Source organism: Sphingomonas sp. PR090111-T3T-6A, assembly GCF_000383095.1.
GTDB lineage: Bacteria > Pseudomonadota > Alphaproteobacteria > Sphingomonadales > Sphingomonadaceae > Solisphingomonas.
This window is the reverse complement of the sequence record NZ_AORL01000021.1, coordinates 577,215-589,895: the sequence shown is the minus strand read 5'-3', so window position 1 is coordinate 589,895 and position 12,681 is coordinate 577,215. Positions and strand designations below refer to the sequence as shown.

14 protein-coding genes are annotated in these 12,681 nt (G+C 67.2%); 6 read left to right on the top strand and 8 right to left on the bottom strand.

Annotated elements, in window-relative coordinates; genetic code table 11:
* Nucleotides 1-14: 14 nt before the first annotated feature.
* Nucleotides 15-443: a DNA polymerase III subunit chi gene (locus ST3T6A_RS0112900; RefSeq protein ID WP_019833353.1), complete on the top strand. Its 429-nt coding sequence runs from the start codon at nucleotides 15-17 to the stop codon at nucleotides 441-443.
* Here ST3T6A_RS0112900 and ST3T6A_RS0112895 read toward each other — a convergent pair.
* Both ST3T6A_RS0112895 and ST3T6A_RS0112890 read right to left on the bottom strand, forming a co-directional pair.
* Nucleotides 440-760, bottom strand: coding sequence for a hypothetical protein (locus ST3T6A_RS0112895; protein WP_019833352.1), 321 nt, complete (start codon nucleotides 758-760; stop codon nucleotides 440-442). The two genes, ST3T6A_RS0112900 and ST3T6A_RS0112895, sit on opposite strands and share 4 nt — an antisense overlap.
* 84 nt (nucleotides 761-844) lie before the next feature.
* Nucleotides 845-2,014, bottom strand: a complete 1,170-nt coding sequence (locus tag ST3T6A_RS0112890) for an aspartyl protease family protein (protein ID WP_083937493.1) — start codon at nucleotides 2,012-2,014, stop codon at nucleotides 845-847.
* A 144-nt stretch (nucleotides 2,015-2,158) separates the two neighbouring features.
* On the opposite strand from ST3T6A_RS0112890, the gene ndk reads away from it, so the two are divergent.
* Nucleotides 2,159-2,581: a nucleoside-diphosphate kinase gene (ndk, locus tag ST3T6A_RS0112885; protein ID WP_019833350.1), complete on the top strand. Its 423-nt coding sequence runs from the start codon at nucleotides 2,159-2,161 to the stop codon at nucleotides 2,579-2,581.
* 40 nt (nucleotides 2,582-2,621) lie between these two features.
* On the opposite strand, the gene ST3T6A_RS0112880 is transcribed toward ndk, so the two are convergent.
* Genes ST3T6A_RS0112880 through purM form a run of 4 tightly spaced genes read right to left on the bottom strand, consistent with a single transcriptional unit; the run spans nucleotide 2,622 to nucleotide 5,290 of the window.
* Nucleotides 2,622-3,245: a hypothetical protein gene (locus tag ST3T6A_RS0112880; protein ID WP_019833349.1), complete on the bottom strand. Its 624-nt coding sequence runs from the start codon at nucleotides 3,243-3,245 to the stop codon at nucleotides 2,622-2,624.
* Nucleotides 3,242-3,619: an MmcQ/YjbR family DNA-binding protein gene (locus ST3T6A_RS22035; protein WP_019833348.1), complete on the bottom strand. Its 378-nt coding sequence runs from the start codon at nucleotides 3,617-3,619 to the stop codon at nucleotides 3,242-3,244. The genes ST3T6A_RS0112880 and ST3T6A_RS22035 overlap by 4 nt, the downstream gene beginning before the upstream one ends.
* Nucleotides 3,616-4,191 carry a phosphoribosylglycinamide formyltransferase gene (gene purN, locus ST3T6A_RS22030; RefSeq protein WP_019833347.1) on the bottom strand — a complete coding sequence of 192 codons (576 nt, stop codon included), beginning with the start codon at nucleotides 4,189-4,191 and terminating at the stop codon, nucleotides 3,616-3,618. The genes ST3T6A_RS22035 and purN overlap by 4 nt, the downstream gene beginning before the upstream one ends.
* Nucleotides 4,184-5,290: a phosphoribosylformylglycinamidine cyclo-ligase gene (purM, locus tag ST3T6A_RS0112865; protein ID WP_019833346.1), complete on the bottom strand. Its 1,107-nt coding sequence runs from the start codon at nucleotides 5,288-5,290 to the stop codon at nucleotides 4,184-4,186. Before purM ends, purN begins: the two co-directional genes overlap by 8 nt.
* 61 nt (nucleotides 5,291-5,351) lie before the next feature.
* On the opposite strand from purM, the gene ST3T6A_RS0112860 reads away from it, so the two are divergent.
* From ST3T6A_RS0112860 to ST3T6A_RS0112845, 4 genes are all read left to right on the top strand, one after another.
* Nucleotides 5,352-6,644 (top strand): hypothetical protein, encoded by a 1,293-nt coding sequence (locus ST3T6A_RS0112860; RefSeq protein WP_019833345.1) that lies wholly within the window; start codon nucleotides 5,352-5,354, stop codon nucleotides 6,642-6,644.
* Entirely contained in the window at nucleotides 6,641-7,249 is a 609-nt protein-coding gene (locus ST3T6A_RS0112855) for an HdaA/DnaA family protein (RefSeq protein ID WP_019833344.1), read from the top strand. Before ST3T6A_RS0112860 ends, ST3T6A_RS0112855 begins: the two co-directional genes overlap by 4 nt.
* Nucleotides 7,250-7,271: 22 nt before the next feature.
* Nucleotides 7,272-9,524 (top strand): RNA degradosome polyphosphate kinase, encoded by a 2,253-nt coding sequence (locus tag ST3T6A_RS0112850; protein WP_019833343.1) that lies wholly within the window; start codon nucleotides 7,272-7,274, stop codon nucleotides 9,522-9,524.
* An 87-nt stretch (nucleotides 9,525-9,611) separates the two neighbouring features.
* Nucleotides 9,612-11,117 (top strand): Ppx/GppA family phosphatase, encoded by a 1,506-nt coding sequence (locus ST3T6A_RS0112845; RefSeq protein WP_019833342.1) that lies wholly within the window; start codon nucleotides 9,612-9,614, stop codon nucleotides 11,115-11,117.
* A gap of 6 nt (nucleotides 11,118-11,123) precedes the next feature.
* Here the strand turns inward: ST3T6A_RS0112845 and ST3T6A_RS0112840 are convergent, their stop codons facing one another.
* Together ST3T6A_RS0112840 and rnd are read right to left on the bottom strand one after the other, a co-directional pair.
* Nucleotides 11,124-11,423 carry an I78 family peptidase inhibitor gene (locus ST3T6A_RS0112840; protein WP_019833341.1) on the bottom strand — a complete coding sequence of 100 codons (300 nt, stop codon included), beginning with the start codon at nucleotides 11,421-11,423 and terminating at the stop codon, nucleotides 11,124-11,126.
* Nucleotides 11,413-12,588 (bottom strand): ribonuclease D, encoded by a 1,176-nt coding sequence (gene rnd / locus ST3T6A_RS0112835; protein ID WP_019833340.1) that lies wholly within the window; start codon nucleotides 12,586-12,588, stop codon nucleotides 11,413-11,415. Before rnd ends, ST3T6A_RS0112840 begins: the two co-directional genes overlap by 11 nt.
* Between the last annotated feature and the right edge of the window lie 93 nt (nucleotides 12,589-12,681).

The window sequence follows — 12,681 nt, the reverse complement described above, 5'->3', positions numbered from 1 at the left end:
GCGGATCGCGGCCGATGCAGGTCGATTTCTATCATCTCGGCCGCGATCCGCTGCCTCCGATCCTCGCCAGCATCGCGACGCGCGTGCTAGCGGGCGGCGGCCGCCTCCTCGTCGTCGCCGGCGAGGAGGAACAGGCCGATACGATCGACCGCGCCCTGTGGGAAGGATCGGCCGACAGCTTCCTTCCCCATGGCCGAGAAGGAGCGGATCAGCCGCTGCTGATCGCCGCCAATTGCGAGGCGGCGAACGGCGCTCGCCATATCGCGCTGATCGACGGCATCTGGCGGGACGAGGCGCTGGATTTCGACCGGGCCTTCCATTTCTTCGATGATGAGTCGATCGATGCCGCGCGAACGGCGTGGCGCGCGATCAAGGGCCGCGAGGACGTCGAACCCCGCTACTGGAAGCAGGACGAGGACGGCCGCTGGGCCCAGATGGCCTAGAAGGGCATTTTGATCGTCACCATCGCGGCGGGGACGGAGGCACCCTGCGGCAGGCTGCGCTGCGAGGCGTGGACGTTCATCTTCGTGTTGCCGAACAGGCGCCACTCCGCCTGCGGCAGGGTCGTCGCCGGATCGGTGGATGGGCCGCCTTTGGGTAGCCGATAGGTGTCGGGGCTTTTCGCGCAGACGGTGATTTCATTCGCAGATGGCCGGCAGGCCGCCTCTGGAACCGGGTGGAGCAAAATCTCTCCCGCGTTGGCTGGCGGTGACGCCATGGACGTCGAGACCTGAAGCAACAACAGCGCGACTTCACTCATGATTGTCTCCGTAACAACCGGTGACGGCGGGACGATCCCGTAGGTTTGTGGCAGAAGAAGGACTGGCCTGTGGCCGGCATTCCCTCAGAGATAGGGATGAACGGTGAAATCTTTGGTCGATGTCTCGCCGTTGCGGCGGATGCCGAAGGAGATGGCCTGTCCCGGCGTTGCTCCTGCCAGCGTCAGCGCCTCATGGAAGTCTGCCGGCGAGACGATCTCGTCGCCTTCCCGGATGCCCGCTTGCTCCGCGGGGCTGCCGGTGCCGACTGCGGCAACCCGGATGCCGTTCCCATCCCGATCCAGCCACAGGCCGGAGGCGCGATAGCGCTGCGGCAGGCTGGGGCGGTTGTTGCGCTGGATGTAGAGCTTCCCCAGCCGAACATCGGTCGACAGATTGAGAAGCTGGAGGAAGGAAAGGCCGAGCAGGCCGTCATGATCGGCGGAACGGCGGGAGGTTGCCGGGTCCATGATGCCGATGATCGGCCTCTGCATGGTGATGGGGCCAAGCTGGAACTGCTCGGCCCGGACCATGCGGCCCAGCTTGCCCGCCGCGCCGCCGACACCCGTCGGCATGAACGGCGAGAAGGGGCGGTCGTCCTTGAACAGGCCCGACTTGCGCGCCGCATCGCTGAACAGCAGGACGTTGCCGGGCGCCCCGGTGTCCACCATCAGCCGGTAGGCGATCCCGTCGATGAAAGCCGTCACCACGATGCGGTGTGCCGAGGTCGGCTGATCCAACCCGTCGAAGCTGGACGGAACGAGCGTATAGTCGTGCCGATCCGGCCGGCCGTGCGGCCAGACGCGCCATTCGCCGCGATCGAAATCGAGGTCGCTGTCCCGTGCGGTCACCAGACCGGCACAGAGCAGGCCGATCGCATCGCTCGGTATCAGATCGGACATCTGACGGACCTGGAAGTCCACGATCGGTTGGCGCAAACTCCCGCCCAGCACGACATTGCGTGCGCCGACCACGGCCGCCGTTTCGACCTTCCTGCCGATACCCTGAATACGTTGGCGGCCGGCGACGATGAGGTGGAGCTTGTCCGCGATATCGGGGCGCAGGAGATTGATCGCCGCGCCCGTGTCGATGACGAACAGGCCGGGCTCGCTGCCGTTGATCGATCCGGCGATCCACAGCCGCTGCTGGTCGATCGCGATGTGGCTGACGATAGGCTCGGAGATGGAAGCGCGAGCGGCGCCAGCCATCAGCAGGCCGAGACTTCCACTGGCGAGAAAAGTCCTGCGATTCAACATGCTGGCGCCCCCTCGATACGCCCCCGTAGCGATGCTAGCGCGCTTGCTGTGACGGCTGCAAGTCCGCGCCCCTTGCCTCTGGCAGCCCACAAGCCTAGAGGGGCGCCACTTTCCACCCTGTAAATTTATGGAGCCCGCTCGGCCATGTCGACCGAACGCACCTTCTCGATCATCAAGCCCGATGCCACCCGTCGCAACCTGACCGGCGGCGTCACCAAGATGCTGGAGGATGCCGGCCTGCGCGTCGTCGCGTCCAAGCGCATCCACATGACCAAGGAGCAGGCCGAGGGCTTCTACGCGGTCCACAAGGAGCGTCCGTTCTTCAACGACCTCGTGTCCTTCATGATCTCCGGCCCGGTGGTCGTGCAGGTTCTCGAAGGCGAGAACGCGATGGCCAAGAACCGCGAAGTGATGGGCGCCACGAACCCGGCGAACGCTGACGAGGGCACCATCCGCAAGGTCTATGCGGAGTCGATCGAGGCCAACACGGTCCACGGTTCGGACAGCCTGGAGAACGCCGCGATCGAGATCGCCTACTTCTTCAAGCCGGAAGAGATCGTCGGCTGATTTTTCGGAGGGCTCTCCTGTCGGATCGGCGGGAGGGCCCTTACTTCTTCGGCTTGCCGGCCCGCGCTTCCCACAGTGCCGCCAGCCGCTGATCCGCGGCCGCATCCGATGCCGGCGCCTTCCCGATCAGCGAGAGCCCGCGCAGCTTCACCGAAGCGCCGCGCAGGAAATGCCCCTCCAGAGCATAGCCGATGTCGTAGAAGGCACGCGCCTTGAGCGCCTTGTCGCCGGCCAGATAATCCGTCTCGATCATCACGGGCACGCGCTCGTCACCCTGCGTCTCCTCAGGGAGCTGGCGCGTGTGGCGGTCACTCTTGAGGGCTCCGGCAAACCAGTCCGCCTCGATTCGCGTGTCGCTCGTCGTCGTGACCGGCGAGAGCTTGAACGCGGGCGGGAAGCGCAGCGTCTGACCCTGGATGACATGATCGGTGACGACCGGGCTCAGCGCGAGCGTCGATCCGTCGCCGGATGTGCCGGCGCGAAGATAGAAGGGCGCGGGGGATGTTGCACGGCTCGCCTCGGCGGCCTTGTCGGCGCGGGCCTCGCGGCGATCCTGATAATTGTTCCAGAGCCCCAGCCCCGAGATGATGACCGCCGCGACGGCCACCGCCTCGCCGAGCGTCACCCAGCGCAGGCGGCTGCGGCGGGTCGTATCGTTGCTCATCGTCCGAATTGCTCCCTGAGGCGGGGTGTGGCGGCCAGCACCCAGCTTTGCTCGATGCGCGCCTCGATCTGGTCCCAGTCGGTCTCGGGAGCGTCGAGCCGGAGCCCGATCCAGCCCGAAGGTGCGAGATAGGCGGGGCGGTAGAAGAGTTCCGGCTCGGCCTCGACGAGCATCGCCTGCTCTTCCGGCCCGCTGGTCTTGAGTGCGATAGCCGTGATGCCGTTGCCGTGATGGTTGTGGATGAACCAGACGAAGGTCTTGCCCTTCTCGATGAAGAAGACGGGCATCCCGTGCGACAGCTTCTCTTGCGCGCGCGGCTGGCTCATGCAGAGCGAGCGGATGCGGGCGAGATCGGCGTCGGGGTCGGGGCTCACAAAGTCCTCACAAGCTCCGCCAGAGCGAGCGGATAGAGGCGATGTTCCTCCACCAGCACGCGCGCCGCAAGGGTGTCCGGCGTGTCGCCCGGCAGGATCGGCACTTCGGCCTGTGCGATGATCGGGCCGTCGTCCAGCTCTGCCGTGACGAGATGGACCGAGCAGCCGTGCTTGGCATCGCCCGCCTCGATGGCGCGCTGATGCGTGTCGAGGCCCTTGTAGAGCGGCAGGAGCGAGGGGTGAATGTTGATCATCCGCCCGGCCCAGCCTTCGACGAAGCCCGGCGAGAGCAGGCGCATATAGCCTGCCAGCGCCACCGCCTCGATGTTATGGGCGCGCAGTTCGGCGTCGACGAGGGCGTCGAACTCGGCGCGCTTCATGCCCTTGTGGGCCTTGGCGAAGGTCGCGATGCCGAGGGCGCGGGCGAAGTCCAGACCGGGCGCGTCCTCGACGTTCGAGACGACGAGCGCGATCTCATAGGGGCAATCCGCCGACGCCTGAGCATCGAGCAGCGCCTTCAAATTCGATCCGCGCCCGGAGATCAGGACGCCGACGCGCGTGCGGTCAGCCATGGTGCGTGGCGGACCAGGCTTCGCGCTTTGCCCAGGTCTCGTCCTTGCCCGAGACGGTGCAGCCCTTCTCGCCGGCCTCGATGCGGCCGATGCGGTGGACGGTCTCGCCTGCTGCTTCGAGAGTGGCGGTGACAGCGTCCACATCCGCCGCAGCCACGACGACGGCCATGCCGATGCCGCAGTTGAAGGTGCGCGCCATCTCTTCCGGCTCGATCCGGCCCTGCGCCTGGAGGAAGCCCATCAGCGGGCTCTGCGGCCACGCATCAGCGTCGATATGCGCGTGCAGGCCCTGCGGCAGGACGCGCGGGATGTTCTCGAGCAGACCGCCGCCGGTGATGTGGGCGAGCGCGTGGATCTTGCCCTCGCGGATCACCGGGAGCAGCGACTTCACATAGATGCGCGTCGGCGCCATCAGCGCGTCGATCAGCAGCGTCTCGATGTCGAACGGCGCGGGGCGGTCAAGCTTCCAGCCCTTATCGGCCGCGAGGCGGCGGACCAGCGAATAGCCGTTGGAATGCACACCCGTCGACGCGAGGCCGAGGATCACGTCGCCCGCCGCCACCTTGTCGCCGGTGAGTTGCTCGCCACGCTCGACCGCGCCGACGCAGAAGCCTGCGAGGTCATAGTCGCCGTCGGCATACATGCCCGGCATCTCGGCCGTCTCGCCACCGATCAGCGCGCAGCCGGCCTGCTTGCAGCCCTCCGCGATCGAGGCGACGACGCGGACGGCGACATCGCCCTCCAGCTTGCCGGTCGCGAAATAGTCGAGGAAGAAGAGCGGCTCGGCGCCCTGCACGACCAGATCATTGGCGCACATCGCGACGAGATCGATGCCGACGCCGTCATGATGGCCGCTGTCGATCGCGAGCTTGAGCTTGGTGCCGACGCCGTCGTTCGCGGCGACCAGAAGCGGGTCCTTGAACCCCGCCGCCTTGGGATCGAAGAAACCGCCGAAGCCGCCCAGCTCCGCATCCGCGCCCGGCCGGCGCGTGGACTTCGCCAGCGGCCCGATGGCCTTCACGAGCGCGTTGCCCGCTGCGATGGAAACGCCCGCTTGGGCGTAGGTATAGCTCTCGGTCTGATCGGGCGTGTCGGTCATGCGGCGTGCGGTAGCGACATCGCGCTTGGATTTCCATGCCCAACCCGCCAGAAGGACCAGCGTGACGTCGCTTGTACTCCCTTCGCTTCGCCGCCACCCCTGGCCGCCGATCCTTCTCGCCGCCCTGATGGCGGGCGGGGCAGGCTGGTATGCCTATGCCCAGCTTGCACCCGGAGATCGCGGCGTGCCGCCGATCGACAGCTCTTCGAGCTATGAGGTGACGGGCGTGCAGGTGGATGTCGCCGGCCGCACCGCCGACGAGGCGCGCACCGCCGCATGGCGCGAGGCGCAGCGCAAGGGCTGGAAGATTCTCTGGGCCCGGATGCACGGCGCGAGCCCGGATCAGGCACCCGGCGTTCCCGATTCGACGCTCGATTCGATCGTCGCCGGCATCGAGGTGGAAAGCGAGCAGGTCGGCCCGCACCGCTATATCGCGACGCTCGGCCTGCTGTTCGATCGCGGTCGCACCGGCGAGTTGATCGGCGGGGGAACCTCGACCCCACGTTCGGCGCCGATGCTGATGATCCCGATCCAATATGGCGGCGGCGCGGAGCAGAGCTTCGAATCGCGCACGTCGTGGCAGAAGGCATGGGCGCGCTTCCGCACGGGATCGAGCGCGGTGGATTATGTGCGGCCGGTCGGCACGGGCGCGGACCCCGTGCTGCTCAACCTCGGCCAGAGCCGCCGGCCAGGCCGCATCTGGTGGCGGATGCTGCTCGATCAATATGGCGCGTCGGACGTGGTGGTGCCGGAGGTCTATCTGGAGCGCCGTTATCCGGGCGGCCCGATCGCGGCGCGCTTCGTCGCGCGGCACGGGCCGGACGGCGAGGTGCTCGGCACCTTCACGCTGGTTGCATCGAGCACGGGGGGGCTTGACCATATGCTGGACGAGGGCGTGAAGCAGGTCGACGCGCTCTATGTGAACGCGCTGGGCCACGGGCAGCTCAAGCCCGATCCCTCACTCTCGATCGAGGAGCCGGAAGCGCCCGCCGCCGATCTCATCCCCGACGATGCGGCCGATCCGCTCGCCGCGATCGTGGAGGACGTCAGCACCGCGCAGTCGGCCCAGTTCACCGTGCAGGTCGAGACGGCCGACGCGGCGATGCTGGATCAGGCGCAGGCCGCGCTGCGCGCGGTGGCGGGCGTGCGACAGGCGACGGTGGCGAGCCTCGCGCTTGGGGGCACGTCTCTGCTGTCGGTGGGCTATGCGGGCGACGTCGGGGCGCTGAAGACGGCGCTGGCCGCGCGCGGCTGGAAGCTGGAGGGCGAGGGGGCGACGCTGCACATGCGGAAGGGAGGGGCGTCCCCGACGCCGGCTTCCGCCACGTCACCGCCCGCCCAGCCGAAACAATGAACCAGATCGCGCTCCCGCTGGACTGGCCGGAGGACGAGCGCGACGACGAGTTCATCCTGTCCGACGCCAATGCGGCGGTCGCGCGGCATCTTGAGCATTGGGCGCTGTGGCCCGTGCCGGTGACGATCCTGACCGGGCCGCGCAAATCCGGGCGGAGCCTCGTCGGCCGGCTGTTCGCACGCAAGACAGGGGGACGGCTGCTCGACGATGCGTGGCGCGTCGATGAGGAAACCCTGTTCCACGCCTGGAATGCCGCGATGGAGACGCACCGCCCGCTGCTGATCGTCGCGGATGCACCGCCGCCGGAGTGGTCCGTTTCGCTGCCCGATCTCGCCTCGCGACTCACGGCGACGCCGCGCGTGGCGATCCAGCCGCCGGACGACGCGCTGATGACCGCGCTGCTCGAACGCGGGCTGGCGCGGCGCGGCCTGCCGGTGCCGCCGACGCTCACCGCATGGCTCTCGGCCCGCATCGAGCGGACTTATGTGGGGATCATCGGCGCGATCGGCGCCCTCGACCGGGCCGCTCTCTCTCGCCAGCACCGACTGACCGTGCCGCTCGCACGGGATGCGCTGATGCAGGCCGGCGTTATCGACGCCCGGTGAAGGCTGGGCTAATCTGCGGCACATGAGCGCGATGAACGACCTGCCCGAAACCCAGACCGATTCTCCGATCCCGGAGGTGGAGCCGATGATGACCGCCGACATCGCGCGGGCCGTGGCCGATGCTCAGAGCCTTCATGAGGAGGCCTCGCTTGCCGATCCGGTGGCGCCGCGCGAGCGTTACTTCAACCGCGAGATTTCGTGGCTGGCCTTCAACGAGCGGGTGCTGGACGAGGCATGCAACCCCGCTCACCCGCTGTTGGAGCGGCTGCGCTTCCTCTCCATCTCGGGCAACAATCTCGATGAGTTCTTCATGGTCCGGGTTGCGGGCCTGCGCGGGCAGCAGCTCAACAGCGTCGAGCAATTGTCCGCCGACGGGCTCACCCCGACGCAGCAGCTCAACGCCATCGAGGCGAGCGCCGATGCGCTGATGCGGCGTCAGCAGGTGGTGTGGCGCACGCTTCGGCAGGAGTTGGCTGAGCAGGACTTCCATGTCCTCTCCAACGATGGCGTGCCTGCCGAGGACGCGCCCTGGCTGGAGACGCATTTCCGCGAGCAGGTGTTGCCGGTTCTGACGCCGCAGGCGCTCGATCCTGCGCATCCTTTCCCGTTCATTCCGAACAAGGGCTTCAGCCTCATCTTCGATCTCAAGCGGCTGTCGGATGGGGAGCCGATTCGCGAGCTGCTGATGATTCCGCCGACACTGCCGCGCTTCGTGCGCCTGCCGGGCGAGACGGCACGCTATATCGCGGTCGAGACGCTGATCCGTCGTTTCACCGCGTTGCTCTTCCCCGGCTATGAGGTTCATGGCGACGGCGCGTTCCGCATCATCCGCGACAGCGATATCGAGATCGAGGAAGAAGCCGAGGATCTGGTTCGCTTTTTCCACTCCGCCATCAAGCGGCGCCGCCGCGGCCGGGTGATCCGCCTGCGCCTTCAGGCGGGGATGCCGCAGGAGCTGGAGGACCTTGTTTCCGACGCGGTCGGGCAGGGCGCGCTCGTCTCCGAAGCCTCCGGTTTCCTCGGCGTTGCCGATCTCGACATGCTGGTCGAGGAGAACCGGCCGGATTTGAAATGGTCGCCGTTCACGCCGCGTTTTCCTGAGCGAATCCGGGAACATGGCGGCGATTGCTTCGCCGCGATCCGAGATAAGGACATCGTCGTCCACCACCCCTATGAGAGCTTCGAGGTGGTGATCGCTTTCCTGACACAGGCAGCGCACGACCCGGACGTGGTGGCGATCAAGCAGACGCTCTATCGCGCCGGCAAGCAATCCGCGATCATCCGCGCGCTGATCGACGCGGCGGAGGCGGGCAAGTCGGTCACGGCCGTCGTGGAGCTGAAAGCCCGCTTCGACGAGGAGCAGAATATCCTCTGGGCAGCCCAGCTCGAGCGGGCGGGCGTGCAGGTGGTCTACGGCTTCATCGACTGGAAGACGCACGCCAAGATCTCGATGGTGGTTCGCCGGGAGAACGGCACCTTCCGCACCTACTGCCACTTCGGGACCGGCAACTATCATCCGGTGACGGCGAGAATTTACACGGATCTCAGCTTCTTCACGGCCGATCCTCGCGTGGGACGTGATGCGGCGCAGGTGTTCAACTACATCACCGGCTATGTCGAGCCGCATGATCTGGAGCTGGTAACGATCTCGCCGCACGGCCTGCGCGAGCGTCTTGCCGACCTGATCGATGCGGAGATCGATCATGCCCGTGCGGGCCGCCCGGCGACGATCTGGGCGAAGATGAACTCGCTGGTGGACCCGGCGATCATCGAGAAGCTCTATCGCGCGAGCGCCGCCGGCGTGCAGATCGACCTGATCGTGCGCGGCATCTGCTGCCTCAGGCCGGGCGTTCCGGGGCTGTCGGAGAATATCCGCGTGAAATCCGTGGTCGGCCGCTTCCTGGAACACAGCCGCATCATGTGCTTCGGTAATGGCGAGCCGATGCCGAACCGCAAAGCGAAGGTGTTCATCTCCTCGGCCGACTGGATGCCGCGCAACTTCGATCGCCGCGTCGAATATATGCTGCCGATCGAGAACCCGACGGTCCATGCACAGGTGCTCGATCAGGTGATGGTGGCCAACCTCATCGACACCGAGCAGAGCTGGGTCCTGCGGCCCGATGGCGGCTATGACCGGATCACGAAATCCGATGGCAAGCCCTTTAATCTCCACCGTTATTTCATGACAAACCCCTCGCTTTCGGGGCGCGGTGCGGCATTGCGGAAATCGGACAGCGTGCCGCGGCTCAAGCTGCGACGGGGCGGCGTCTATTGATAGCGCTATGATTCGTCGGCGAAACGAAGCGAAACCGGGGCGGGCGGCCTTTGCGGCCGGCCCGTTTCCCGCTAACGCCGGCGCGCCATGAAGCCCGGCTATCTTTTTCGCTCCACCGCCAGCAAGGGCGCCGATCAGAGCGGCGGCCGCGTCGGCATCATCGACATCGGTTCCAACTCGATTCGCCTCGTCGTCTATGACGGGCCGATCCGCATTCCCTCGATCCTCTTCAACGAGAAGGTGATGGCGGGGCTGGGCAAGGGCCTGGCCTCCACCGGGGTGCTCGATCCGGCGAGCGTGGAGCGAGCCTTTGTCGCGCTCGATCGTTTCCGTCTGGTGGCCGAGAAGATCGGCGTGTCGAGCCTCCACACGGTGGCCACCGCCGCCGTGCGCGACGCCGCGAACGGCATGGACTTCCTCGCGCGCGCGGCCGGCATCGGCCTTGATGTCAGCGTGCTGACGGGCGAGGAAGAGGCCGAGATGGCCGGCGAAGGCGTGATCGCGGCCTTCCCCGATGCGGACGGCATCGTCGGCGATCTGGGCGGCGGAAGCCTCGAACTCGCGCGTGTCTCGGGCGGGAAGGTGCATGAGCGCGCCTCCTTCCCGCTCGGCGTGCTGCGGGTGGCGGAAATCCGCGGTCGCGGCCCGCGCGCGCTCCGCACGGTGGTCGAGCATCGCTTGCAGGAGACGGGCTGGAGCGGTCGCGGCAAGGGATTGCCCTTCTATCTGGTCGGCGGGTCGTGGCGCGCCCTGGCGCGGTTGCTGATGCACACCACCGGCTATCCGTTGCCGATCGTCCACGGCTACACCATGCCGGTGGCCACGGCGCAGCGGGCGGTGCGCGCGCTGGCGCATTTCGACAAGGCGAAGCTCAAGGAAATTCCGCAGCTCTCCTCCTCGCGGACGGGCTCGCTGCCGGATGCGGCGGCGCTGCTGGCGCTGGTTTCGCGCGAGCTGGGATCGAGCCATCTGGTGGCATCCGCTTATGGCCTGCGCGAGGGCGTGCTGCACCGGAACCTGCCCGCCGACGTGCGCGACATGGACCCGCTGATCTGCGCGACTCGCGAGGAGGGGCGTCGCCTCGGCCGTTTCCCGGAACATGGCGATCTGCTCGACCGCTGGATCGCGCCGCTTTTCGCAGGCGAGAGCGCGTCGGATGCACGGCTGCGCCATGCGAGCTGCCTTCTGGCTGACGTGGGTTGGCGCGCCCATCCCGAGTTCCGCGCCGAGCGCGGGCTGGAGACGGCGCTGCACGGAAATTGGGTCGGCGTCGATGCGCGGGGGCGCGCAATGATGGCGCAGGCGCTGTTCAGCAGCTTCGGCGCAGACGGCGAGCCGCCGGTGGTGCCCCAACTCGTCTCGCAGGAGGATCGGGAGATGGCGGTCCGCTGGGGCCTCGCCATGCGTCTGGGGCAGAGGCTGTCGGGTGGCGTGGCTGCGCCGCTCCAGACCAGCGCCTTGCAGATGAAGGGTTCGACGCTGAGCCTTCGCCTCGCTGCCGGCGACGGCGCGCTTTATGGCGAAGCAGTGGAGCGGCGGCACAAGACGCTGGCCGCCGCCTTCGGCCTCCGTGCGGAGATGGTGGAAGGCTGAGGCCGGTCAGCCGCAGTTGAGGCGGCTGATGACCTGATGCTTGTCGACCGTCACGGTGAGGCGATCGGGGCGGAAGTCCATGGTCACGGCTTCGCCGGGCCGTACCACCCGCACGGTCTTCGCGCCCGAAGCGCGGCGGGCGCCCTCGATCGCGCCGGTGCCGCTCCCATGGCCGAGATAGCGCTGCGCCGGCTCGTTCCGGCACACGCGCTCGCCAGCAGCGGGATGATGCTCGCCGCGCATCTCGACCGGTGTGCAGCCGGCGAGCGCGAGCGTCGCGAGAAGGAGGGCGGGTTTATTCCGCATCGTTCATCCGCATCATGCGCAGCTTGCCGTTCTTCACCGCGAAGCCCATCCGGCCCTCGACCAGATCGAGCGCATCGCGGCCGAACTGCTCGAAGCGCCAGCCATCGAGAATGGCGAGCCCGTCGCGCCTGCCAGCGGCGAGCAACTCCAGCTCGTCCGAGCGGGCGATGAGGCGCGGCGCCACGTCGGTTTCCTTCGAGCGGATCTTGAGCAGCAGTTTGAGCAGGTCTGCCACCAGCGCCCCGTCCTTGCCGAGGCCGGGCTTGCGATCCTCGCGCACGGGCATCTCGTCCTCGGACATCGGCAGGGCGGCTTCCAAAGCGCCCATCAGGCGGCCGCCGATATCGTTGGACGCCCAACTCGCTGAAAGGCCGCGCACGCGGGCTAGGTCCTTCTGCTCGCGCGGCGGGTGGCTGGCGATGTCGGCCAGCGTTTCGTCCTTCATGATGCGGCCGCGCGGAAGGTCCTTGCCCTGCGCCTCGCGCTCGCGCCAGGCGGCCAGTGCCTTGAGGCGCCCCAGCACCTCGGGCTTGCGGCTCGGCACCTTCACGCGCTGCCAGGCGTGTTCGGGATCGTTGACGTAGCTGGAGGGGTCGCCCAGCCGCTCCATCTCCTGATCGAGCCAGTCACCGCGGCCGGTCTTCTTGAGCTTCTCCAGCAGGCGCGGGAATATCTGGATGAGATAGGTGACGTCGCCGATCGCATAGTCGATCTGGCGCTTGTCGAGCGGGCGGCGCGCCCAGTCGGTGAAGCGGGCGCCCTTGTCGAGCTTCACGCCTGTCCAGCTCTCGACAAGGTTGGAGTAGCCGACCTGCTCGCCCATGCCGAGCGCCATGGCGGCGATCTGGGTGTCGAACAGCGGATGCGGCGTCTTGCCGGTGAGATTGTGGATGATCTCCAGATCCTGCCCGCCGGCATGGAAGACCTTCAGCACGTCCTCGTTGTTGACCATCAGGTCGAGGAGCGGGGTCATGTCGAGGTCCGGCGCCATCGGATCGATCGCGGCGGCCTCGTTGCTGTCGGCGATCTGGATCAGACAGAGTTCCGGCCAGTAGCTGTTCTCGCGCATGAACTCGGTGTCGATCGCCACATAGGGGCTTTTCGCGAGGCGGGCGCAGAGAGCGGCGAGAGTCTGGCTGTCGGTGATAAGCGGGTGAATAACCATGATGCTTCCATAAACAGACCGTCGCGCCTTGACAAAGAGGGTACGGACACGGAAGCGCTCGCCCTCAATCTTTTCACGCCGAATACGGATAGC